Origin of the sequence: Vibrio sp. CDRSL-10 TSBA (assembly GCA_039696685.1) — a bacterium.
Lineage (GTDB): Bacteria > Pseudomonadota > Gammaproteobacteria > Enterobacterales > Vibrionaceae > Vibrio.
This window is the reverse complement of sequence record CP155565.1, coordinates 1265979-1288743: the sequence shown is the minus strand read 5'-3', so window position 1 is coordinate 1288743 and position 22765 is coordinate 1265979. Positions and strand designations below refer to the sequence as shown.

The window sequence follows — 22765 nt, the reverse complement described above, 5'->3', positions numbered from 1 at the left end:
GTTTCCTCACATGATTGCAGCTTCGACGGAATGGTGTTGCAGCTTGCTCACATCAAACAGAGCTTCAACATCAATCAAAATTAGGTGGCCACTTTTAACCGAGGCGATGCCTTTAATAAAAGGCTGTGGCTGTGAACAAGATAAACCAGGCGCAGGTTTTATCTGCTGTTGCGACAGTTCGTACACTTCAGCAACGCCGTCTACGATGAGTCCGAGCGGCTGTTTGGCGCAGTCATTCAGGACGATCACCACGGTCGTGGCACTGATACAGGCCGGTTCCAGATTGAAACGGCGCCGTAAATCAACAATCGGCACATATTCACCACGAATATCCAGAACGCCGAGTAAGTAATCCGGACCATTGGGGACGGAGCGGACCTCGCTCCAGCCCCGCACTTCACGTACATCTAAAATGGGTACGCCATATTCATCTTGTGCCAGAATGAAACTCAAAAATTCCTGACTGTGCATCATGCCTCCTCACCCAGTAAACGCTGGATATCCAGCAGGGCTTCGGTATCCAGCAGCGACATCACCTCTTCGCCGACATTGAGCAGGCCTTGCAGATAGGGAGCAATCGACGTCTCCCCAATGGCCGGAAACAGCTCGTTGTCACCCTGACCGATAACGTCACTGACCGCATCCACAACCAGGCCCATCAGACGGGTTTGTTCGCCGAACTCGCTGCGCACCACTAACACCACGGTCGTCGGCAGATAATCGTTCGAGCCAATACCGAAACGCAGGCGCAAATCCATGATAGGAACTATCATGCCACGCAGGTTGATCACCCCTTTGACGAAATGAGGCGCGCGCGGTATCGGCGTCGGATGCTCCCAGACGCGGATTTCTTCAATGTCACAAATCGCCACTCCATATAATTCACTGGCCAGACGAAAACTGAGAAAGTCGGCATTCATTGCCGAAGCGTCATGACTGGCCATCAACGCCGCATGAACCACGGATTCATGTTGCAGCGGGTGAGCATGTTCGATATCCATTCCTAACTCTCCTTGTTATCAGGCAGCGATCACTTTCTGGGTTTGACTGCGACGTTTCAGATAATTGGTAATCAGCCCCTGAATATCCAGGATCAGAGACACAGCCCCATCACCAAGAATGGTTGCTCCGGAGATACCGGCCACCTTGGCATAATTGGACTCCAGGCTTTTGATCACCACCTGCTGCTGATCAAGTAACTCATCAACCAGCAAACCAACCCGGTTGCCAGCCGCTTCAACAAAACAGAGCAAGCGCTTATCCAGCGGCCCGCTGGCACCCATTTCCAGTTCGTCCTGCAGGCGCAAAATCGGAATATTCTCTTCCCGCAAGCGATACAGTTCGACCCCGCCGGAAGCCAGTTTGACGCAGGCAGGGTTAATCTGAATCGATTCGATGATGGTCAACAGAGGAATGATGTAGACCTCGTGACCAACTTTGACCAGTTGGCCGTCGAGGATGGCCAAAGTCAGCGGCAGGTTGATGGTAAAGTGGCTGCCCCGCCCCAGTTCAGAATCCAGCTCGATGTGACCGCCGAGCTCTTCGATGTTGCGTTTCACCACATCCATCCCGACCCCGCGGCCGGAGATATCGGAAACCTGTTCTGCAGTGGAAAATCCCGGTGCGAAAATCAGGTTCATCACCTGTTTGTCACTGATCTCTTCGCGTCGGCTATCTGCGGGTAACACGCCTTTTTCCACTGCCTTACGCCAGATTCGATCGCAATCAATCCCGGCACCATCGTCTTTGACTTCAATAACAATCGAGCCACCCTGATGATAGGCTTTCAGTTCGACACAACCGGTTTCTGATTTACCGGCCTGCAGCCGCTGGTGGGGTTGCTCGATACCGTGGTCGATGCCGTTACGCACCAAGTGAACCAGCGGGTCAACAATACGCTCCAGCACGGTTTTATCGAGTTCGGTATTTTCGCCTTCAATTTTAAGCTCTACCTTTTTCTCCAGCCGGCCACACAAATCACGCACCAGACGGGGAAAGCGACTAAACGCAAAGCTCATTGGCAACATACGAATATTGAGTACGTTTTCCTGTAGGTCTTTACTATTTTGCAGCAGTTGCGCCAAGCCGGATTTGAGTTTTTCCAGCTTATCCATCGAAAAGTCGTTACCGATTTCAGTCAGCATGGACTGGGTAATCACCAGTTTCGCCGACCAGATTAATCAGGCTGTCGACTTTATCGATATCCACCCGGATAGAAGTGACGCTGGATTCAGATTTAGCTGGTTTCGCTGCCGCTTTGACTGCGGACTCAGTCGGTGGCGTGGACGTAGTACGAACCTCAGACGCCGCACTCACCTTATCAGCCAGACTCGCTTCAGGAATAACGGCCTTCGCTCCGCCCTCAGCATGAACAAGCGGAGTTAAGTCACCTGCCATATTGACTGCCGCGGTTGGTGGTGCAGTTGCACCTTGCGCATCATTGTCACTGGAAGCCATGCCGGCGCTACCCGGCGGCTCAGACGCTATTCGGCTAAGATGCAGATCACATTCGTCTTCAACCCATTCAAATATTTCCCGGATGTCACTCTCTTCGAGCGCTGCACTGAGCCGGATTTGCCAGGCCAGATAACACAGCTCAGGTTCGAGTTCGAGCAATTCCGGTAAAGCGCGAACATCGACCTCGAGCTGGCATTGCGGGTCAAGCTGTTGCAACTCACGCAAAATGCGCAGCGGGTCATTACCACTGAAGAACAGCTCGCGATGAGGTACAAACTGTAACTGCCATTCTTCGGGCGCAGTGTTGGCACCAGAACCACTGCCGCAATGAAGTTGCGTTGCGTCTTGTTGTCCACTTGGCCCCGTTTGATGTTCCGTACCGTGGAGCAAGGCACTCAATTCAAGCCCGACTTGATGGGTCATTGCCGCGTCACACGGAGATCCCTGTTCATGACCCTGAAGTAACTCGCGTATCATGTCGCAACTTTTCAGCAGTACATCGACACTGCTAGTGCTGAGTTGAGTCTGATGGTTGCGAACCAAGTCAAGGTAAGCTTCGACGGAATGGGTAAACTCGCTGATATCAAGTAAATTGAATGTCGCGGCACCGCCTTTGATGGAATGGGCGGCCCGAAAAATAGTATTAATGGTTTCATCATCGGCCTGTTGCGGGTCGAGATGTAGTAACACATTTTCCAGCACTTCAAGATTCTCACGACATTCCTCGTAAAACATCTTGCGCAGCTGCTCCATATCTAAAGCCATACCCTGCCCTGCCAATTAACGTTATTAGTGACGCGAAAAATTAGTGACGCGCAAATCGCTTATCTTTTTTCTAGTTCTGCTTTTTTGCTATTTTGCTCTGGGTTGTTACCCCGGTTTTGATTTAAAGATTTGTTCCTGCCGGTACAATCTGCGTTTACGCAGTGCTTAAAGAACGCGTTGCAGCGTTTTGAGCAGCGTGTCCGGATTAAACGGTTTCACTATCCAACCGGTCGCCCCGGCCTGTTTACCTTCCTGTTTTTTCTCGGTACTGGTTTCCGTGGTCAACATCAGAATAGGAATAAACTTGTATTGTGGATTGCCCCGGATCGCTTTTACCAGTTCGAAGCCGCCCATGTTAGGCATGTTGACATCGGAAATAATCACATCAAATTTGGTACGTTGTGCCTTGATTAGCGCGTCCTGGCCATCATTAGCCGTTTCTACGTCAAAGCCAGCGTCTTTAAGCGTATGACTGACCATCTGGCGGATAGAGATCGAATCATCGACGGCGAGAATTTTAGTCATCACGTTTTCCTTCTCATTGCTGAGCGCCCGTAAGTATGCGGTCCAGTCCCAGGACTTTAAGGCCTTCCTCAAGCGTCTCAGATACGTTTTGAAACTGTAAATTTTTTCCTGCCACCCGGGCAGAATGATGAAACGAAACCAGCAGCTGCAATCCAGCCGCATCAACACGATTCACGCAGGCAGCATCCAGCACAATGACATCATCACTGTGCTGTTGAAGCCACTCGGTATACTGAATCTTGCAATCAACGACAATGCTGATATCCAGACTTTCATTGAGAGAAAACATGAAGTTTTACCTTACTGACGTGTGTGGATGCGAATTTTGGTCTTATGAAATGAGTGTAGAAACTAATGCTTAATTAGCAAATTCTCCACAAGGTTTATGCGGGATGTGGCAAGCGGTAATTTTAAACAAGATGGCTTATAAGCGATTAAATTAGAAAGGAAATTTTTATCTAAGTAGCAAATTAAAAAGTCCTGCTGGTTCAATCAGACCAATAGGACTTTTTTGTTATGTCGTGTTGATCACACTCATTTACACTGTAAATCGGGTAACGCGATTTACATTCGAATGATTTCAGGATGTCAGTTTACAGTGTAAATTACTCAGTAACTTAGCCAGCTCTTGTCGGATGACCTGCTCGGTCTGTTTCCGACCGGTGTAATGATGACGTCTGGCACATTCTTGCCATGATTGCTGCTGGACTACTTTCGCAATAATCAGCTCAGATAGCTCCAGCCACTGCTGCGGCTCTAAAGCCAGTAAAAGCTGCTCAATCCAAACTGCAACACTTTCATAATTCGCGCCACCGCGCGCATACCCGGACAATAAGTGATAGGGCACGGTCTGGCCAGAACTTGCCGACAGGCGCGCCGCCATTAACTCTTTCACCAGCCCCGCATCCAATGCCTGCAAACTATCTTTTAATTCATAACCCAGATGCTGATAACACTGCTGCTCGGCAGATGGCATCCAGTCACAACCAGATGCACGGACCATCAGCAGTGAATAACAACCACTGGCTTGATCGCGCTGCGAACCTAGCTTAACCGCTCGAAACTGATTGTGGAGCCAAAAACGAATCAGCTGCTTGGTCGCGCCAAAGCTCGTCGCATAATAGTCAGCCGGATGGTGCGCAATAAAGTGCTGCAGTAATTGAGACCCGAGTCCGAGTTGCTGACACTGAGGGTGCACAGCGATGCGCATTACCCGCCAACATGTTTGCTGCGCAGCTTCGTTCAGACCGAGCTGGTTGGCTAACGTAACAGGCGCAAGATGACCTCTCGGGCGCCGGGCGCCGAGCTGAATCTGCGTAATCAATTCAGCGTCCAACCCACCCTCGCGTACAGCAAGAATGCAGCCCACTATCTTTTGTTCACATTCAGCCTGTTGCCCGGATTGAGCGACATAGACCGACATTGCCTCATCACCCAGCAAATGTAGCAGGTCGTTTGGTGATGTTTGATAATGGGCATTGACCAATAAAGAGAAGATATCAGACAGAAGTTGTGGCTGCTGCAACAGTTGCTGTTTACTCACTTGCTGATAATCAACCGCTGCGACTGAGAAATCTTCCGCCAAATCTGGGAATTCATAATCAAGTAAAAACGCGCGTCGATGCCATGCTTCCAGTGGATCACCAAGACTCCAGCGAATCGGCTGGTCAATATGCTGACTGCGAAATTGCGGGCGCTCTTGCTGCAACCAGTCAAGGAATTTGAGCGTAAAGCCACGCCCGCATCCTTCATAACCATGAATCGTGGTAGAAAACACCGCGCGATGATAACGCTCCACTAACCCGATTAACAAAGGCAATGGCAGAGCCGCCGCCTCATCGACCAATAACAGATCGCAATCCGGCGTCTGACTGATTAACTCATCCGGAGCAACAAAGCGCAAACTCGACTGGCCGCATCGAATCTCCCCTCTTTTTATCGTTGCGTTTTGTAAACCGAGCTCGGCATGTCGAAAAAGCGGAGCCACACTGGCTAAAGACGGCGCCGTAACCAGGATGTGCAAATTACGATTTCGCATCAAACGCGCCGCTGCCATCCCCAGCGCACTGCTTTTCCCGCGCCCGCGGTCAGCGGTTAACACCAACGGCCGCTTACGATTCCCGCTGACTACTCTTTCGATATTATCGACCGCGTCATTCTGCTGGGAATAATCGATGTCGCCGAACGGCTGTTGCCGGGCAGGTATCAGCGGCAATTGCTGCGGCGTAATCACCGGCAGTTCATCCAGACAGCGATTGAGCCACTTTGTGGCCGGATTGTTTTTTTGCGGCAGCTCCCCTACCACAATCAATAGCCCGCCGCCGACTAAAGTTCCTAGCGCCGAACTAAAACTATTTGCGTCCAGACCCGCAGACACATCACAAATAAGTAACTGGCATTCACGTCCGAGAAACTGCTGGCCTTTGTTAAAAGCAACGTGTTCTGCATCCGCCACACGCTCGCCGCCCAACTGAAAGATAATCGCAAGCGAAGATTTGCCACTCAGACAATCTGCTAACATGACGTCATGCCACGGCATTGTGGCAGCAATACGCACCCCAAAACGGCAATGCTGCTGTCTGGCTTGTTGTGATAGTTGCAAAAGAAAGTGAGAAATATCGGTACTGGAAATTGTCATAAACGATGCTCTGAATAACTCTGGCTCCATGTTAGCACACGCATCAGCAGCGATAAGAGCGCTATCGTTACATAGCAACAGAATCACTACCCACAGTGAAAATTTTTTGCCAAGACGACAAATTATATTTGCTTTATTACGAACCTGATTTCACTAATGATGCAAAAGAAATCCAGCATGGTGCTGGGCCAGAGGAAAGCAAATGCAATGAAACATTTCATCAAAGGATTGGTATTGGCTGCGGCCGTCGCGACGTCGCAAGTCCACGCTGAAACGCAAACCCTGAACGTGTATGCCTGGGGCGGTTACCTGCCTGAAGCATCGTTGAAAAAGTTTGAACAACAAGAAGGTGTCACCATCAACTATTCTACTTTCGAGAATAACGAGTCGATGTATACCAAGCTCAAACTTCTTAAAGGCAGTGGTTATGATGTGGTGTTCGCCTCGGCCTACTTTATCGAGAAAATGGGGCGCGAGGGGCTGCTGGCTGAACTTGACCACAACCAAATCCCGAATATGAAAGATACCATGCCTGCTTTGCTTGGCCAGGCACACGATCCGCAAAACAAGTTTTCGTTACCTTACATCTGGGGTGTCACCGGTCTGAGCTACAACGAAGATCTAGTTCCGGAAGGCATCACTAAATGGCAAGATTTGTGGAACAGCAAATACAGCCAGCAAGTGATGTTGATTGATGACATCCGTGACGTATTCGGCATGGCGCTGAAGATGAACGGCTACAGCATCAACAGTAAAAACGAACAAGAAATTGAAAAAGCGTATGAGTCATTAGCCGCGTTAAAAGACAACGTTCTGCTGTACAACTCCGATGCCCCGCACGTCCCTTACGTCTCAGGTGAAGCGGCGTTAGGCATGCAATGGAACGGTAACGCATATCAGGGCCAGCAGGACATGCCGGAACTGAAATTCGTGATGCCTGAAGAAGGCGCGGTATTGTGGATGGACAACTTCACCATTCCTTCCGGCAGTACCCATAAAGCGCTGGCCCATAAGTTTATCAACTTTATGTACCAACCAGAAAACCAGGCCGAAATCGTCAACAGCCTGGGTTATGCATCAGCCACCAAAGGCGGGCGTGAACTTCTGCCTGAAGCGCTACGTAACAACAGCACTATCTTCCCTTCTGATGAAGATATGGCAAAGGGCGAATTCATCAATGATGTCGGCCCGCAAACACTGGCTATCTATGAAAAATACTGGCAACGCCTGAGAAACTAAATCACTGGCAGTCATCAACACTTATCAAAAAAGCCCGCTTCACTAGCGGGCTTTTTCATGGGCGAGAGACAGGTCGAATTAACTCAGTTTCTGTTCAACAAACTCAAGAATCTCTTTCATCAACGCATCATCCACTTTCTTCAGATTGAGCGCCAGATTGGAGCCTTTACGCGCATAACTTGCACGGCCTTTGATAAGGTCAACCTTATTGCTGACTGCACGCTTTGGCGGCACCAACTCCTGAATCCAGCCTTCCAGTGTCTCGGTCACTTCTTTGGTGATACGGGCCACGCCCTGGGCATCACAACGCTGCCAGACAAAACCATCACTCTGGTGACATTTGGCAAGCAGTTCACGCTGCTGAGCTTCACTTAAATCATTAAACTGTTTATGCAGCTTAACAATGGTCGGACGGCCCAGTTTCCACCACATTCGGGTAAGCCTGAAGCAGTTCCAGTGGCAGCGCCGCCGCTTTCAGAGCGCCGCTGACCAGAGCTTCACTGCACTGGAACATCTTAGCCAGAGCTTTCTGATCTTCCGCTTCACCGCTGTCCAACTTAGCCTGCATTTCACGGCCCTTCTCATACAGAGACAGAGGCTTGTGCGCATTCGCCACATCAGACAGGAACTTCGCGTGTTCACCATTGATGTGTTCACCAACGTAAATCAGAAATTCTTTGCCAGCCAGAATACAAGACATACGACGACGGCTGCCATCGAGTACCTCAATACGGCCGTCATCACAACGACGTCCGACTGCCGGGTACTGCTGCCCGCGTTCACGTAATGTGGTCAGCACATCAGACAGGGCGTGCTCGTTAAGAAAAGCCTGTTCACGGGCATTTTCTGCAAATACCCGGGTCTGACTTTCTACTTGGTCAGCAGGAATACGTACCAATTCAAAAGTGACCAGCTCTTCACCGGCCACAGACAGTTCAATCACCTGCGCCTGCTCTTTGGCTGCAGCCTGGGCTTCCGCGGGTGTTGACGCACGACGTTTATTGGCCTTGCCAAACAGTTTTGCATTCAGATCAGACGTTTTAATTGCCATGTGTTACTTACCCCTGATTAAGTGAAGTCCAATTTGAGTGAAGCACGCGTTCCAGTTCCAGCGCACTCTTTTGCACCGCATCCTGAGCCGTGGCCAGCGTTTTCTTACCGCCTTCAAAATCACCCGTGGTGAGATCGAATACTGTGCTGTAGGTGTCTGCACAAGTCTCAAAAGCACGGCTGCGCGGGATGGTTGCCATCATCACCTGATCACCGAGCAGATAGTTCATTTCGGTCAGGACCGACACTTGTTTCTTGTTGTCATCTTCAAACATGGTCGGCATCAGACGAACAAATTCCAGCCCTTTCCAGTCATCCGGGAACATTTCATACACAGTCGGTAAGTGTTGGAAGAAGTTCACGGTCGATGCCCAGTCAAGACGCTTCGCGGCACAAGGGATCAATAGTGCATTCGAAGCATACATCGCATTCCACACCAGCGGATCGACGTGCGGGCCGGTATCAATCATGATGACATCGAACTCATCAGCAATCTTGTCAATCAGCTTTTCTTTAAGCAAACGCACAATATCCAGCGACTGATTCTGAGACAGATATTGCCACGCTTCCGCGTTAAACATCGCATCTTCCGGGAAACGCTGAAATAGTTTTCAGGTTTGGATACTGAGTCGAAAGCATCACATTCTTTTGCAGGAATGCTTTGTCGACTTCAACTTCTTCCGGCACATTGTCGAGCATGATGTCGACCGCTGAGTAGATATTGTTGTGCTCTGCCAGGCTGATCTGCGGGTTAAGGAACAAACGCAGTGAGCCTTGTGGATCCAAGTCAATCAGACAAATGCGATAACGCTTATCGAGATTAAGCGCAAGACACGCCGCCAGATGGACCGCTGTCATCGACTTACCGGTACCACCCTTCTGGTTCTGAACGTTAATAATCCACGGTTTGTTATCCGTATTTTTCTTACGTTGGTGGAATTTGGGGATACCCGCCGCATCCATCAGCATATGTGCTTCAGAGAGAGAAATGGAGTAATGGTTGGCGTTGTTTTTTGTAAACTGGTGCCCGGCCTCTTCCATTTTTGCTATTGCTTCATCGAGTTTACGGCGTGTCAAACCTGAACGGGTTTCCATTAGTGCCTTGGACATCGGAGGAAAGTGTTCGTCACGACGCTCCTCCAACACAATCTCAATTCGGTCAGATTGGACTTGCTGTGTCTGTTCCGCTAGCTGGTAGAGATTGTCTATCGTTTGTTCTCTTTTCATCGCCAAATTCCGTGATTAGTGCTTTAAGTCGAATTGTACAGCAATATTAACCATATACAATAAAAAGGTGAACAATCACTTTTAGATAACAATCACATTAAATAGATTTTTAACACAACTTTTATTGTATAAGACTTAAAGGCTGAAAAATCATCGTTTAAAACTAGCCTAATAAGATAAACAAACTCGAAAACTTTTAAAAAGTCACAGTGTCACTTATTTACAATGTAAAACCGTCACAAAGCACATCAATTCATCTATCTCGTCTCTTTGGTGATGCACTAGACTAATTTTACCGGAACGATTATCTGCGCGGGTTAAATTACGGAGCCTGTCATTTCAATCTCAATAACTCATCCACCAGAACAAAATCTGAGCATAAGCTGCGTATCTTGATCATTAATCCGAATTGAGTGTACTCAGTAAGTTAACCATGAAAGCATGATCAAGGCAGCTATGATGATCATGCTTCCGTACAATATGGTGAGCATAGGAAACATGATCAAGGTTATTTTTGATCATCTCACAGTAACAATTTATCCCCGCCAAGTGGATCCTGAATCGGATCAATGATCAAGAGCAATGAAAATACGGAAGCATGAAAAATTACGGCCGAACTACGGACAACGTCAATTGCAATAGGGGTTAGCGACCAATACGGCCATTCAAAGTCCGTTGCAGAATCCCATTCAAGTAACAGCGCAGACAGCATACAGACCATGATCATGCTTTCGATGCGCTTTCACACCACAATAAGTAAGCATTGATAAGCACAACAGTGTCGATGGATTCAGAAAATAGCGATTTTATCCGCATATTGACCCGGATAAGTGAAACTCTTGATCATGCTTCCGTTGAGATAACGGATAGGAAAAGAGAAATCGCCCAGCTTTAAGCTACTGTTATCTCTCTGCTTGTGGATAAAGTGTGAATCGGCCTTGATCATCGTTTGCAGTTTGCGTTGATCATTGATTCATACTTGTCATGATCATGGTTTCAGAGAAGTTTGATCATGCTTTCAATAAGTTAATGATCATCGTTTCGAAATTACTATGATCATGCTTTCGAGAGGTGCAAAAAAAAAGTCAAATGAAAACAATACATTAGAAATGATTTGACGCTCAGATCATATGATCACTCTAATCAGCTTATATCAATATAATCAGAAAGATCAGTTATTTAAAACCAACAATTTTTTCTTTATTTATGATCTCTTTTTCTTTATTCTCTTGGAACTATAGCGATATTACGGCTAGTGTGATACGGATCGAATAATGGCATCAGAAAACAAATTGCTGATAAAGGCACCTAGAAGCCACAAAGATGGACATCTCTTTGAGGTTTCTGAAACAGCAGTAGACTGGATTGAACAATATCAGCATTTTAAAGGTGTAACTAAGAGTATTGTTGAACTCCTGAACTTGATCTCACTACGAGGCTTTCGTAGCAGGGATGGCTTAGTTTCAACCACTGAATTGATCGATGCCACCGATGGTCAGCTGACGCGTGCTGCGATCCAGCAACGCCTGCGTGCTGCGGTATCGATCGGCCTGTTTAAACAGGTTCCGGTGCGTTTTGAAGAGGGCCTGGCGGGCAAAACCATGCTGCACCGGTTTGTTAACCCCAATCAGTTGATCTCAGTATTAGGATCAACCAGCCTGATGACAGAGTCCGTTAAGCAGACCGAAAAACGCAAACGATCCAAAGCGCTGGCCCAAACTCAGGTCAATCAGCGTTTACTCACTGAACATGGCCTAAATACGCCACCAGCAATGAAAGATGAAGCGGATCAGTTCGTTGTTTCACCAACAAACTGGGCCGGCATCATCGATCAAGCGCTGGCTCCGCCACGAACACGTAAAAGTTACCAGAAATCCATGGTCTCGATCTCTGGTACCCGCGCCGTGATCGAAACACGATCGTCAAAGAATATCATGACGGTTGACGATCTGATGACTCTGTTTGCTCTGTTTACCCTGACCGTGCAGTATCATGATCATCATCATGAAGACTATCAGCTTAATGCCAGCCACGTACCGAATAAAACACCGCTCTATATCACCGATATTCTCTCATTGCGCGGTAAAAAAGACAGCGGGCCGGCACGCGATTCCATTCGTGACAGTATTGATCGTATTGAATTCACCGACTTTCAATTGCACGAACTGACCGGACGCTGGCTGAGTGAAAACATGCCGGAAGGCTTTAAAAGTGATCGTTTCCGCTTTCTGGCCCGCACCATTACCGCATCCGAAGAAGCACCAACGGAAGGCAGTGACGGTGAGATCAAGATCAAACCGAATCTGTATATTCTGGTGTGGGAACCTTCATTCTTCGAAGAAACTGATGACCCGGGACTACTTCTTCTTGTTCCCGCCGGAAATCCTGAAGCAGCACACTCTGGTTTTCCAGCTCTACTCTTATTTTCGTAGCCGTATGTCACGTCGTCACACTGATGTGATGCTGCTAAGCGAACTGAACCAGAAGCTGGCACGGAATATTGAATGGCGCCGCTTTTCAATGGATCTGATCCGCGAACTCAAGCGCTTGTCAGACGGCAAAGGGACAGACGATCTGTTTGTGGTGAATTTGTGGGGCTACCATTTGACGATCACCACTTCGATCGATAAAGGTAAAGTGATCGATTATCAGGTTGACATCAAATGTGATGTCGAGGAAGTGCTGCGTTACTCACGAGCCAAAACCACCAATGCCGGCAAACGCAATATGGCGCCAACCCTTCCTAACCCGCTGCGACACGAAATGGTGTCACGTCAGAAGTTGGATGAACTGTCGGAAATCATCGATGGCGAATTTGAACCTATTCAGCGTAAAGCGCCTTCTCCGCGCGGTAAACTGGGTCGCCGGGTTAAGCAGCGTAAACATCTGGTTGAGATCAATGCCGATGAGATAACCATAACCTTATCGAAATATACCTCTCCAGAGGCCCTGGAACGCAGTATAACAGCTTTGGCAGCGATGACAGGGCATTCCCCTTCTTCAATCCGTGAGGAGTGTGTGGAGCTCATAGACAAGCTGGATTGGTTGCGGGTCGATGATAACGTGATTCCTTACGAGACTCTCAGCAAGGTAATCGAGTTGTATAATACGCAGAACCAGAATAAGCATCTGTCGGTCGAACGGTTGATTTCCGGCCTGGCTGTACGACGCAAAGTGTGTAAGCAGGTGTTTGAAGGCCATCTGGATGACATGGTATTCCGCGCCCTGGATGAGGTCGCAATTGGAGTGTGAAAAACCTCAACCAATACTGAACACAACCCTGACAGAGGCCTGACAAAAGCAGTTGCGGGTTTGCGTATCGTTATTAGCGAATAGACAACCTTTTGCCCTATCTGATGAATTGATAGATTGGCTCATATTGTTAGATTCATTCTGAATTATTTTGCGAGTTCTCCCTAAGAACTCGCTTTTTTTTGTCTTAAATTCAAGCACATCGCTTTAATCCGTGTTACCTGCCGGTGACGATTTCCTTGATCATGTGTCCGTATGTTGTTGATCGCTGCACTATGTCACGCAATTTTCGAGCACCAAAATTTGATCCCTCAACAGGCTCCTGCCTGGCCGAATGAACGGATCGGATGTTGATATTACTATTGATCATTACCGCCTTGATCATTGTTCCGGCTATCGAGTAGCGGGTCGTTAACCCTGAATCTGATGGCAGGGGAGGGCGATGGATCCGCTGTTTCGGCCACTCCTTGATCATGCTTTCGAGCGCTCAGGAGTTGTGGCGTGGAAGAGCAGTACAACGGCAATTGGTTATGCAGGACAAATAGGCATAAGACGCTGATGATCATTGCACCGGAAAGCGTTTAAGAGCCTTGTTGTATAACGTCTGACACTGTGTTTTAGGATGCTGTTGAGTAGCAAGCGGGATGAGAAATGAGAACTGGATCGGCTTTATTTTCGGGCGACAATTCTTTAAATGTACTTCGAGTTTTGCAGGTCGGCAAAAGATAAATGCAGGCGGACAAGTTTAGATTTCTGAACTATCGTTTGAATCACATTCTGGTTTAAATTTGCTTAACAACAATTTTGCCGTTTGCTACAGATTAGCTGTCCCTGGCATGGTTTGTTCGGAGGTTAGAATGTCCATCAATTCAATTGACCATGATGAAATGACGCATATTGCAAGCAGTTGGGATCTCGCTGAAGAAGTTGAGACTCAACGTCCGGTGAAGAATCTGAAATCAGCGGAAGCGCGCCGTCGTATCGAAACACTGCGCGAGATCCGGGAAAGCGGATTATCCATCGAGGAAGCCAAGGAGTTAGGTCTGTTGCATTAACACAACCTGATCGGCGTATTGACAAGGGTGGCGTAAGCCACCCTTTGTATTTTTAGCGCTTTTATTGATGAAAGCCGCTTAAAGCGACATTTTGACTCTTAATTTTTACCATTCCTATGCTATATTTCGCCCCACCTTATCTATCTACTGTGGGCTTACTAATGTCTTTCAACCTTGCGCTGCTCGATGCTGCAGAGAAAAACAAAATTGAACTCGATAAACAGGCTTCTTTTTTAGTTTGGAAGATGAAGCAGGCAAAAGGCGGACCGGAAGAGATCACTAAGCAGCTAACCAAGCTCAGCTCCGAGGCGGAGAAAGCGTGGTTTCAACAGTCGGTTGATAAGTACAAACGAGTGATGGGCGTAATGTAACGCTTGGCCCTCTGCAGAAATTTGCTTTTCTGCTAAAATCCGTCGCATTAAATTTTGAACTAGAGAGAACATCCCGATGGGAAGAAGTTTTGAAGTGCGCAAAGCCTCAATGGCGAAAACTCAAGGCGCAAAAATTAAAGTTTATTCCAAATACGGTAAAGAAATTTACGTGTGTGCTAAGAAACGGTGGTTCGGATCCGGACATGAACCTGTCTCTGCGTCACCTGATCACTAAAGCGAAAAGAGATCAGGTACCAGCACACGTCATCGAAAAAGCGATTGATAAAGCCAGTGGCGGCGGTGGTGAAGATTACCAACCAGCACGTTACGAAGGTTTTGGCCCTGGTGGTGTCAGCGTGATCGTTGACTGTCTGACTGACAACGGTAACCGTACGTTCCAGGATGTTCGCCAGTGTTTCGTTAAGACCGGTGCTAAGATTGGTACGCCAGGTGTGGTTTCACACATGTTTGATCATCAGGCTGTATTCCAGTTCCAGGGCGACGATGAAGAAGCCGTACTGGAAGCGCTGATGATGGAAGATGCTGACGTGACTGATATCGAGCTGGAAGATGGTGTGATCACTGTTTTTGCTCCAAACACGGAATTCTTCAAAGTGAAAACGGCTCTGGGTAACGCATTCCCGGATCTGACTATCGACGTTGAAGAAGTAACTTTCGTTCCTCAGAACCGCACTGCGATTGCCGGTGAAGATGCAGAGAAATTCCAGAAGTTCCTGGATATGCTGGATGATTGTGATGATGTTCAGCAGGTTTACCACAACGCTGAAATCTAATCATCGAAGAGCCGGGCTAAGCCCGGCTTTTTTGTGTCTGCGATTTGCTGATTGCTGCGCGGCGAAAGTGGAGAGCGGTTATCTCGGCACGGTTTTCCTGTGTTGACTGATCTTGGTACTGTAAGCCAGGCCGAGCGAGTGTTCTGTGCCGAGTCGCAGCTGTCAGGTCAGAGAGCAGATTCGCGCCGCATTAAAAAGAGCCAGCCTCAATAAGGAGTCAATTATGAATGTCAGTTTTATTGGTTTAGGTGTGATGGGCTATCCGATGGCCGGTCATCTTGTCAAAGCCGGTTTTTCCGTGACGGTTTACAACCGCACCGAAACGAAAGCCAAAGCGTGGGCTGAGCAGTTTGGTGGCCACTATGCTGCAACGGTTGAAGAGTGTGTGCGCAATGCTGAGGTGGTATTGACCTGCGTGGGTAATGACGATGACGTGCGCAGTATGACCACCAGCGCTAGCGGTGCTTTAGCATTTATGCAGCCAGGTGCGATTTTGGTCGACCATACGACCACCTCTGCATTGTTGGCTGAGGAGCTTGCCGCAGCGGCGCAACAAGTTGGCGTACGTTTTATGGACGCGCCGGTTTCCGGTGGCCAGGCCGGGGCTGAGAATGGGGTACTGACCATTATGTGTGGCGGTGAACAAGCGCTGTTTGATCAACTGCAGCCGGTGTTTGATGCTTATGGTCGTTCGGCGGTGCTGATGGGCGCGGTAGGGCAGGGGCAACGTGCCAAAATGGTCAATCAGATCTGTATTGCCGGAGTGCTGAACGGATTGTCAGAGGGGCTGATTCTGGCTGAAAATGCCGGGTTGGATATCACTACTCTGGTCGCTTGTTTGAAAAACGGTGCTGCCGGCTCGTGGCAGATGGAAAACCGGGCGCAGACCATGGCAGCGAATCAGTTTGATTTCGGTTTTGCGATTGACTGGATGATCAAAGATCTTGGTTTCTGTCTCGATGAAGCTGAGCGGCAGGGAATCCGTCTGCCGATGACAGAAAAAACCGCTCAGGCGTACCAGGAATTGTCGGCGCAAGGAGATGGCAGAATGGACACATCGGTATTGATTAAGGCCGTTAAAAAAGAGAGTCGGAAACAGCGTAATTAACAGATTGATGTTACAAGAAAACTTTTGTTAACCATTTGATAACAAAGAGATCTTGTTCAAAGTTTCAATGTTCCATAAGCGACGGTTTACAGTGTAAAACCGTCGCTTTTTTAAGCGCTGTTGTTATGCCAATGAGGCAGACACAAATATTAAAATATGGCGTCTATCGACCACATTGGTTGTTGTCGCAGCGGCCTTTGCCTGTCAGCCAGCGTGATATGGTGTAACGATGCTTAGCAAACAGAAGATAACACTGGTCAGCTAACGTCTTAATAAGCGGCCAGCGTGTCGGTGCATAAATCCAGCCTTTCCCGACCAGTCTCCAAGCCTGGTGTAATACATCCAACCCGCGAATCAATTGGTTACGGTTATTGTAAGCAAGAATGATTCGCCGTGCCTCGGTCGGATCGATGTCGGGATAGTCCGCCATCTGGTCACTGTTGATATCGATGAGTGCAATCAAATTGTGATCGTCGTAGCGTTTTAAGGCGTGCATTTCGCGTACACAAAGCGGACATTGGCCATCAAAAAAAATCGTAATTTGTGACATGTTTTAAGAATCTTTATTTTCCTTTTCTTTGACAAAATGATGACAGTTATTGACTGAGGTCAAAGAAAGTTTATTTAAATAACAGGAAGTTGACTTGTTTAACCATGGTTTAGGAAAGGTTTTTATTTGCTTATGATTCCATTTTTGCAAGATTAGATTGCAATTTCGTCTACTGTGATCGAAAGATAATGTCCGCATAATGCCTCGGATGTAACAAATTGTATGCGGCTGTGGCATTTGGGTATATGCGCGAATGGCAGAGAAAATGACGAATGTCGGAATTCTGAGTGGCGTATACATAAATGTTACATGAAGTAAACATTTGTGCAAGCTCAATTACACATAAAAACTCATAAACATCAACCGCGGGTTCTTAAAAGTGCCAACTTTTGTCTCTGGAATCCCGCAAATACAGTCGAGAAAGTCAATGGAAGCCTCAAGATATAAAAACATCTTGTCGAGAGCCGGATTGTTCATTGCAATTTTGCTCCTCTCGGGATGTCAATCTGCTTTGCTTGATCCAAAGGGCATGGTAGGGGTACGTGAAAAGGAGTTGATCATCACAGCTCTTGTTCTGATGTTGATTGTCGTGATCCCTGTGATTTTGATGACAATCTACTTTGCCTATAAATACCGTGCGAGCAACACTGACGTAGAGTACACACCAGATTGGTCACACTCGACCAAAATCGAAGTGGTGGTTTGGACGATTCCAATCATCATTATCGCGATTTTGGGCGTGATTACCTGGCGTTCTACCCATGAGCTCGAGCCATCTGTTCCTCTGAAAAGCGACGTCGATCATATGACAATCGAAGTTGTGTCACTGGATTGGAAATGGCTGTTTATCTACCCTGAGCAGAATATTGCCACAGTCAACTATGTCGCGTTCCCTAAAGATGTGCCGGTGGAGTTCAAAATCACCTCTGACAACATCATGAACTCATTCTTCATCCCTCGATTAGGTAGTCAAATTTACGCTATGCCAGGCATGGTGACCCGTTTGCACCTGATTGCGAACCATGAAGGTGAGTACAAAGGTATTTCTTCCAGCTACAGCGGCGAAGGTTTCTCTCACATGAAATTCACGGCCAGTGCCCTGCCTGATCAAGCAAGCTTTGATGAGTGGGTACAAAACGTGAAAGCTCAGCCTAAGAAGCTGAACGATTTCAGTGATTACCAAACGCTGGCTAAGCCGAGCGAAGACGTTCCTGTGACTTACTTCTCTGAAGTTCCTCAAGACCTGTTCTCAACTGTTGTTATGCAGTTTATGGGTTCTCTCAATGATGATGAGAAAAAGGAAGTTCACGGTCATATGAACATGGCAGAACACAAAGGGTAACAAACAATGTTTGGAAGACTTACATTAGATTCCATTCCATACCACGAGCCTATCATCGTAGTTACTATGGCTGTAATTGCGCTTGTTGGTCTTGCGGTAGTGGCTACCATTACTCGTATGGGTAAATGGCAGTACCTATGGAATGAATGGTTTACGTCAGTAGACCACAAAAAACTAGGCTTTATGTACATCGCCGTTGCAATGATCATGTTGATTCGTGGTTTTGCCGATGCGGTGATGATGCGTAGCCAGCAATTGCTGTCGTCAGCGGGTGAAGCAGGTTACCTGCCTCAGCACCACTACGATCAAATCTTTACCGCGCACGGCGTGATCATGATTTTCTTCGTGGCAATGCCGTTGGTCATCGGTTTGATGAACATCGTTGTGCCACTGCAAATCGGTGCTCGTGACGTTGCATTCCCATACCTGAACAACCTGAGCTTCTGGCTGTTTGTTGTCGGTGTTATTCTGACCAACATGTCTCTGGCTGTGGGTGAGTTCGGCCGTACTGGTTGGCTTGCGTATCCGCCATTGTCTGGCATTGATGCCAGTCCGGGGGTCGGGGTTGACTACTGGATATGGGCGCTGCAGATATCCGGTGTGGGTACCACGCTGACAGGTGTGAACTTCTTCGTGACAATTCTGCGTATGCGTACGCCGTCTATGCCAATGATGAAGATGCCAGTTTTCACCTGGGCATCATTCTGTGCCAACATTCTGATCATCATCTCGTTCCCAATCCTGACTGTAACCATCGCGCTACTGACTCTGGACCGTTACTTGGGTATGCACTTCTTTACCAATGACATGGGCGGCAACATGATGATGTATGTCAACCTGATTTGGGCATGGGGTCACCCTGAAGTATACATCCTGGTTCTGCCGGTATTCGGTGTGTTCTCAGAAGTAACAGCAACCTTCTCACGTAAGAAGCTGTTCGGTTACACCTCTCTGGTTTGGGCGACAATCGTTATCACCATTCTGGCCTTCGTTGTATGGCTGCACCACTTCTTCACCATGGGTGGCGGTGCAAACGTGAACGCGTTTCTTCGGTATTGCAACCATGATCATCTCTATCCCGACCGGGGTTAAGATCTTCAACTGGCTGTTCACTATGTACCGTGGTCGTATCAAGTTCACTACCCCTATGATGTGGACCATCGGCTTCCTGATCTCGTTCTCTATCGGTGGTATGACCGGCGTACTGATGGCGGTTCCTGGTGCTGACTTTGTACTGCATAACTCAGTATTCCTGATTGCGCACTTCCACAACGTTATCATCGGTGGTGTGGTATTCGGCTGTTTCGCAGCGATCACTTACTGGTTCCCGAAAGCAACAGGTTTCATGCTGAACGAAGCATGGGGCAAACGTGCGTTCTACTGCTGGATCACTGGTTTTATCCTGGCATTCCTGCCGCTGTACGCGCTGGGCTTCATGGGTATGACTCGTCGTATCAGCCAGAACATTGATCCAGAGTTCTTCCCTCTGCTGGCGGTTGCTGCCTTTGGTACTGCTATCGTTGCACTGGGCGTACTGTGTCAGTTCATCCAGATTTACGTAAGTATCCGCGACCGTAAAGAGAACCTGGATGTGACCGGTGACCCATGGGGTGGCCGTACTCTGGAATGGGCAACCTCTTCTCCACCGCCGTTCTACAACTTCGCTAAATTGCCGAAAGGCGATGAACTGGATGCCTTCTGGTACCAGAAAGAGCGTGGTGAGCACGACCTGAACAAAGAAGTGGAATACGAACCAATCCACATGCCGAAGAATACCCCAACAGGTATGTACGTATCGGCTTGGTCTCTGGTATTCGGTTTCGCTATGATCTGGTACATCTGGTGGCTGGCAGCGATTGGCTTCATCGGTGTGGTTGTGGCTTGTATCAAGCACAGCTTCAACGAAGACGTGGACTACTACGTTCAGGTTGATGAAATCAAAGCTATCGAAGATGCACACCGTAAGCGTGTTGCAGAAGCTAATAAGACTGCAGGTCAGAAAGACGACGATATGGAGGTGACCTATGCACGCTAATGCTCATGGTGCGCACGCGCATGATCATCACCACGATACCGGTAGCAACAAGCTGTTTGGCTTCTGGGTTTATCTGATGAGTGACTGTGTACTGTTCGCAACTCTGTTTGCAACGTACGCAGTACTGTCGCACGCAACTGCGGGTGGCCCGTCTGGTAAAGATCTGTTTGAACTACCGTTCGTATTTGTTGAAACCATGCTGCTGCTGTTTAGTAGTATCACTTTCGGTTTCGGCATGATTGCGATGAAACGTCAGGACCTGGCTGGTCTGAAACGTTGGTTGGCTGTGACCTTCCTGTTGGGCGCTGGCTTTATCGGTATGGAAATCTACGAATTCCATCACCTGATCGCTCATGGTGCGGGTCCTGACACCAGTGCATTCCTGTCTGCGTTTCTTCACGCTGGTTGGTACGCACGGTCTGCACGTAAGCTTTGGTCTGATCTGGCTGGCAGTATGCTACTGGCAGCTGTCGACTAAAGGTCTGAACGACATGATGCAAACGCGTCTGAACTGCCTGAGCTTGTTCTGGCACTTCCTGGACATCGTTTGGATCTGTGTATTCACCATCGTCTACCTAGTGGGAGTAATGTAATGAGCAACCAACATGTAGATACTGGTAAAAAGGATTACGTAAAAGGTTTTATCCTGTCACTGATCCTGACCGCCATTCCGTTCTATTTCGTTGCAGCGCAGACTCTGCCAGCAGCGGCGACGTACGCGGTAATGTTCGGTTGTGCACTTGTTCAGGTGTTTGTCCATTTTGCATACTTCCTGCACATGGAAACCCGCACTGAAGAAGGGCGCTGGAACTTCGTGTCGCTGATGTTTACTGCAATTGTGGTACTGATTCTGATTGGTGGTTCAATCTGGATTATGTGGAACCTCAACGTCAATATGAAGATGTAGGCGTTTCATGATTAAAGGTTACGTTTCTATCACTAAGCCAGGCATTATCATCGGTAACCTTATCTCTGTGGCTGCGGGGTTCTTCCTCGCAGCTAAATCAGAGACGGCCGATGTGGCGCTGCTGGCCTACACCCTGGCAGGGGTGGCAATGGTGATTGCATCAGGTTGTGTGGTAAATAACATTTTCGATCGTGATATCGATTCGCGAATGGATCGCACCCGAAGCCGATTACTGGTGAAAGGCGAGATCAATGCTGACCATGCGTTTGTGTTTGCCATTGTGTTGCTGTTAGCAGGCACGGCTGAGCTGTACCTGCTGGCCAATCCGCTGTCGACAGTGGTGGTGTTGCTGGGATACGTGTTTTACGTTTTCTTCTACACCATGTGGTACAAGCGTACCTCGGTGTACGGTACGTTAGTCGGCAGTGTGTCGGGAGCAGTTCCGCCCCTGGTCGGCTACCTTGCGGTGACCAACTACATCAGCCTGGAAGCTGTGTTGCTGTTCGCGTTGTTTGGTCTGTGGCAGATGCCACACTCTTACGCAATTGCGATGTTCCGTATGCAGGACTACAAATCGGCGGGCATCCCTGTGTTGCCTGTTGTGTCCGGCATCGAGAAAGCGCGCAAGCATATGATGGCTTACGTTGTGGCGTTTAACGTTGTGGCGTTCGCTCTGTTCCTGGCCGGTGAAGGCGGTTACGAGTATCTGGCCGTTGCGTCAGCCGTATGCTTCATGTGGACCCGAGTGACATTCCGCCCGGTGACCGAAGACAATTATGTCCAGTGGTCAAAATCGGTGTTCAAAGTGTCACTGCTGGTTGTGATGGGGATCAGTTCGGTTCTCGGACTGGAACTTATTCCTATCTCCATTTGACGGTCCCGCCATTTAAAGCGTCTAAAGGCACCCAATCGGGTGCCTTTTCTTTTTACAAATACCACTCTGAGCGGACCTTTGTGCTATACTCCGTGCCCGTTCCACGAAGAGAGTTTTCCCATGAGTCTGAAAAACGACATTCAACAACTGAACAACCGCCTGGATACTTGCCGTCGCAAGTTGGATGCCGCTAAGACTCGCGGCGACAGCGCGATGATCAGCAAATTCACTGATGACCTGGATCAGCTGAGCAAAAAGCTCAATGGCCTGAAAGGCAAAGAAGATTACGAACTGAATAAAGAACGCAAGCAACTGGCGGACATGCCGTTTCTCGCGTGAGCTGACCAAAGCTGAACAGTCTGATTTGGGCAAGCTGAAAAAATCAGTCAAAGGTCTGGTGGTGGTACACCCAATGACCAAAATCGGTAAAGCCCTGCGTCTGCAGGCGATGACAGGTTTCGCGCCTAAGCCGTTTTAATCGGCCAATGCGTCCTGAGAGCCTTTTACCGGGCCAGAATAAAAAGAGCCAGCAGATGCTGGCTCTTTGCGTTTTAGCGGCTCTGATGGCAGCTCAGG

General features: G+C 48.3%; 15 protein-coding genes and 7 pseudogenes. 13 read left to right on the top strand and 9 right to left on the bottom strand.

Translation table 11 applies throughout. From position 1 onward, the window contains the following. Positions 1–6: 6 nt before the first annotated feature. The 6 genes and pseudogenes from ABDK09_06300 to ABDK09_06275 form a co-directional block, all read right to left on the bottom strand. Positions 7–471, bottom strand: a complete 465-nt coding sequence (locus ABDK09_06300) for a chemotaxis protein CheW (protein ID XAW88480.1) — start codon at positions 469–471, stop codon at positions 7–9. Beyond that, positions 471–944 (bottom strand): chemotaxis protein CheW, encoded by a 474-nt coding sequence (locus ABDK09_06295; protein XAW88479.1) that lies wholly within the window; start codon positions 942–944, stop codon positions 471–473. Before ABDK09_06295 ends, ABDK09_06300 begins: the two co-directional genes overlap by 1 nt. Positions 945–1019: 75 nt before the next feature. Beyond that, a pseudogene (locus ABDK09_06290) lies at positions 1020–3222 on the bottom strand (chemotaxis protein CheA). Positions 3223–3387: 165 nt separating this feature from the next. Further along, the gene (locus ABDK09_06285) at positions 3388–3747 is read right to left on the bottom strand and encodes a response regulator (GenBank protein ID XAW87755.1); all 360 of its coding nucleotides are present in this window, start codon (positions 3745–3747) and stop codon (positions 3388–3390) included. A gap of 13 nt (positions 3748–3760) precedes the next feature. Continuing rightward, positions 3761–4036, bottom strand: coding sequence for an STAS domain-containing protein (locus tag ABDK09_06280; protein ID XAW87754.1), 276 nt, complete (start codon positions 4034–4036; stop codon positions 3761–3763). Positions 4037–4327: 291 nt separating this feature from the next. Beyond that, on the bottom strand, positions 4328–6385 hold the full coding sequence (locus tag ABDK09_06275; protein XAW87753.1) for a GNAT family N-acetyltransferase: 2058 nt from the start codon (positions 6383–6385) through the stop codon (positions 4328–4330). A 207-nt stretch (positions 6386–6592) separates the two neighbouring features. On the opposite strand from ABDK09_06275, the gene ABDK09_06270 reads away from it, so the two are divergent. Continuing rightward, on the top strand, positions 6593–7624 hold the full coding sequence (locus ABDK09_06270) for a spermidine/putrescine ABC transporter substrate-binding protein (protein XAW87752.1): 1032 nt from the start codon (positions 6593–6595) through the stop codon (positions 7622–7624). Between the two features lie 78 nt (positions 7625–7702). Here ABDK09_06270 and ABDK09_06265 read toward each other — a convergent pair. Both ABDK09_06265 and ABDK09_06260 read right to left on the bottom strand, forming a co-directional pair. Continuing rightward, positions 7703–8675 (bottom strand): annotated as a pseudogene (locus ABDK09_06265) (ParB/RepB/Spo0J family partition protein). A 7-nt stretch (positions 8676–8682) separates the two neighbouring features. Continuing rightward, positions 8683–9901: pseudogene (locus ABDK09_06260) on the bottom strand (AAA family ATPase). 1274 nt (positions 9902–11175) lie between these two features. On the opposite strand from ABDK09_06260, the pseudogene ABDK09_06255 reads away from it, so the two are divergent. The 6 genes and pseudogenes from ABDK09_06255 (at position 11176) to ABDK09_06230 (ending at position 16481) form a co-directional block, all read left to right on the top strand. Beyond that, a pseudogene (locus ABDK09_06255) lies at positions 11176–12213 on the top strand (replication initiator protein RctB domain-containing protein). Further along, positions 12113–13153, top strand: coding sequence for a replication initiator protein RctB domain-containing protein (locus ABDK09_06250; GenBank protein ID XAW87751.1), 1041 nt, complete (start codon positions 12113–12115; stop codon positions 13151–13153). Before ABDK09_06255 ends, ABDK09_06250 begins: the two are co-directional and overlap by 101 nt. A gap of 857 nt (positions 13154–14010) precedes the next feature. Continuing rightward, positions 14011–14208 carry a hypothetical protein gene (locus tag ABDK09_06245; protein XAW87750.1) on the top strand — a complete coding sequence of 66 codons (198 nt, stop codon included), beginning with the start codon at positions 14011–14013 and terminating at the stop codon, positions 14206–14208. Between the two features lie 161 nt (positions 14209–14369). Next, positions 14370–14579, top strand: a complete 210-nt coding sequence (locus ABDK09_06240; protein XAW87749.1) for a DUF3283 family protein — start codon at positions 14370–14372, stop codon at positions 14577–14579. A 173-nt stretch (positions 14580–14752) separates the two neighbouring features. Further along, positions 14753–15373, top strand: a complete 621-nt coding sequence (locus ABDK09_06235) for a YebC/PmpR family DNA-binding transcriptional regulator (GenBank protein ID XAW87748.1) — start codon at positions 14753–14755, stop codon at positions 15371–15373. A 223-nt stretch (positions 15374–15596) separates the two neighbouring features. After that, positions 15597–16481 (top strand): NAD(P)-dependent oxidoreductase, encoded by an 885-nt coding sequence (locus ABDK09_06230; GenBank protein XAW87747.1) that lies wholly within the window; start codon positions 15597–15599, stop codon positions 16479–16481. 163 nt (positions 16482–16644) lie between these two features. On the opposite strand, the gene ABDK09_06225 is transcribed toward ABDK09_06230, so the two are convergent. Beyond that, positions 16645–17031, bottom strand: a complete 387-nt coding sequence (locus ABDK09_06225) for a DUF393 domain-containing protein (GenBank protein ID XAW87746.1) — start codon at positions 17029–17031, stop codon at positions 16645–16647. Between the two features lie 427 nt (positions 17032–17458). On the opposite strand from ABDK09_06225, the gene cyoA reads away from it, so the two are divergent. The 6 genes and pseudogenes from cyoA to ABDK09_06195 all read left to right on the top strand — a co-directional run bounded on the left by cyoA (position 17459) and on the right by ABDK09_06195 (position 22667). Next, on the top strand, positions 17459–18373 hold the full coding sequence (gene cyoA / locus ABDK09_06220; GenBank protein XAW88478.1) for a ubiquinol oxidase subunit II: 915 nt from the start codon (positions 17459–17461) through the stop codon (positions 18371–18373). A 6-nt stretch (positions 18374–18379) separates the two neighbouring features. Beyond that, positions 18380–20360 (top strand): annotated as a pseudogene (gene cyoB / locus ABDK09_06215) (cytochrome o ubiquinol oxidase subunit I). Positions 20361–20397: 37 nt separating this feature from the next. Then, positions 20398–21001, top strand: a pseudogene (gene cyoC, locus ABDK09_06210) (cytochrome o ubiquinol oxidase subunit III). Beyond that, positions 21001–21315, top strand: a complete 315-nt coding sequence (gene cyoD, locus ABDK09_06205) for a cytochrome o ubiquinol oxidase subunit IV (GenBank protein ID XAW87745.1) — start codon at positions 21001–21003, stop codon at positions 21313–21315. Before cyoC ends, cyoD begins: the two are co-directional and overlap by 1 nt. Before the next feature lie 7 nt (positions 21316–21322). Further along, positions 21323–22189: a heme o synthase gene (gene cyoE / locus ABDK09_06200; protein ID XAW87744.1), complete on the top strand. Its 867-nt coding sequence runs from the start codon at positions 21323–21325 to the stop codon at positions 22187–22189. Between the two features lie 120 nt (positions 22190–22309). Beyond that, a pseudogene (locus ABDK09_06195) lies at positions 22310–22667 on the top strand (YibL family ribosome-associated protein). Positions 22668–22765: the final 98 nt, after the last annotated feature.

What these genes read in the sequence shown, in the direction of transcription:
- ABDK09_06300 (XAW88480.1), bottom strand. Translation starts at nt 471, where the DNA reads ATGCACAGTCAGGAATTTTTGAGTTTCATTCTGGCACAAGATGAATAT.
- ABDK09_06295 (XAW88479.1), bottom strand. Translation starts at nt 944, where the DNA reads ATGGCCAGTCATGACGCTTCGGCAATGAATGCCGACTTTCTCAGTTTT.
- ABDK09_06285 (XAW87755.1), bottom strand. Translation starts at nt 3,747, where the DNA reads ATGACTAAAATTCTCGCCGTCGATGATTCGATCTCTATCCGCCAGATG.
- ABDK09_06280 (XAW87754.1), bottom strand. Translation starts at nt 4,036, where the DNA reads ATGTTTTCTCTCAATGAAAGTCTGGATATCAGCATTGTCGTTGATTGC.
- ABDK09_06275 (XAW87753.1), bottom strand. Translation starts at nt 6,385, where the DNA reads ATGACAATTTCCAGTACCGATATTTCTCACTTTCTTTTGCAACTATCA.
- ABDK09_06270 (XAW87752.1), top strand. Translation starts at nt 6,593, where the DNA reads ATGAAACATTTCATCAAAGGATTGGTATTGGCTGCGGCCGTCGCGACG.
- ABDK09_06245 (XAW87750.1), top strand. Translation starts at nt 14,011, where the DNA reads ATGTCCATCAATTCAATTGACCATGATGAAATGACGCATATTGCAAGC.
- ABDK09_06240 (XAW87749.1), top strand. Translation starts at nt 14,370, where the DNA reads ATGTCTTTCAACCTTGCGCTGCTCGATGCTGCAGAGAAAAACAAAATT.
- ABDK09_06230 (XAW87747.1), top strand. Translation starts at nt 15,597, where the DNA reads ATGAATGTCAGTTTTATTGGTTTAGGTGTGATGGGCTATCCGATGGCC.
- ABDK09_06225 (XAW87746.1), bottom strand. Translation starts at nt 17,031, where the DNA reads ATGTCACAAATTACGATTTTTTTTGATGGCCAATGTCCGCTTTGTGTA.
- cyoA (XAW88478.1), top strand. Translation starts at nt 17,459, where the DNA reads ATGGAAGCCTCAAGATATAAAAACATCTTGTCGAGAGCCGGATTGTTC.
- cyoD (XAW87745.1), top strand. Translation starts at nt 21,001, where the DNA reads ATGAGCAACCAACATGTAGATACTGGTAAAAAGGATTACGTAAAAGGT.
- cyoE (XAW87744.1), top strand. Translation starts at nt 21,323, where the DNA reads ATGATTAAAGGTTACGTTTCTATCACTAAGCCAGGCATTATCATCGGT.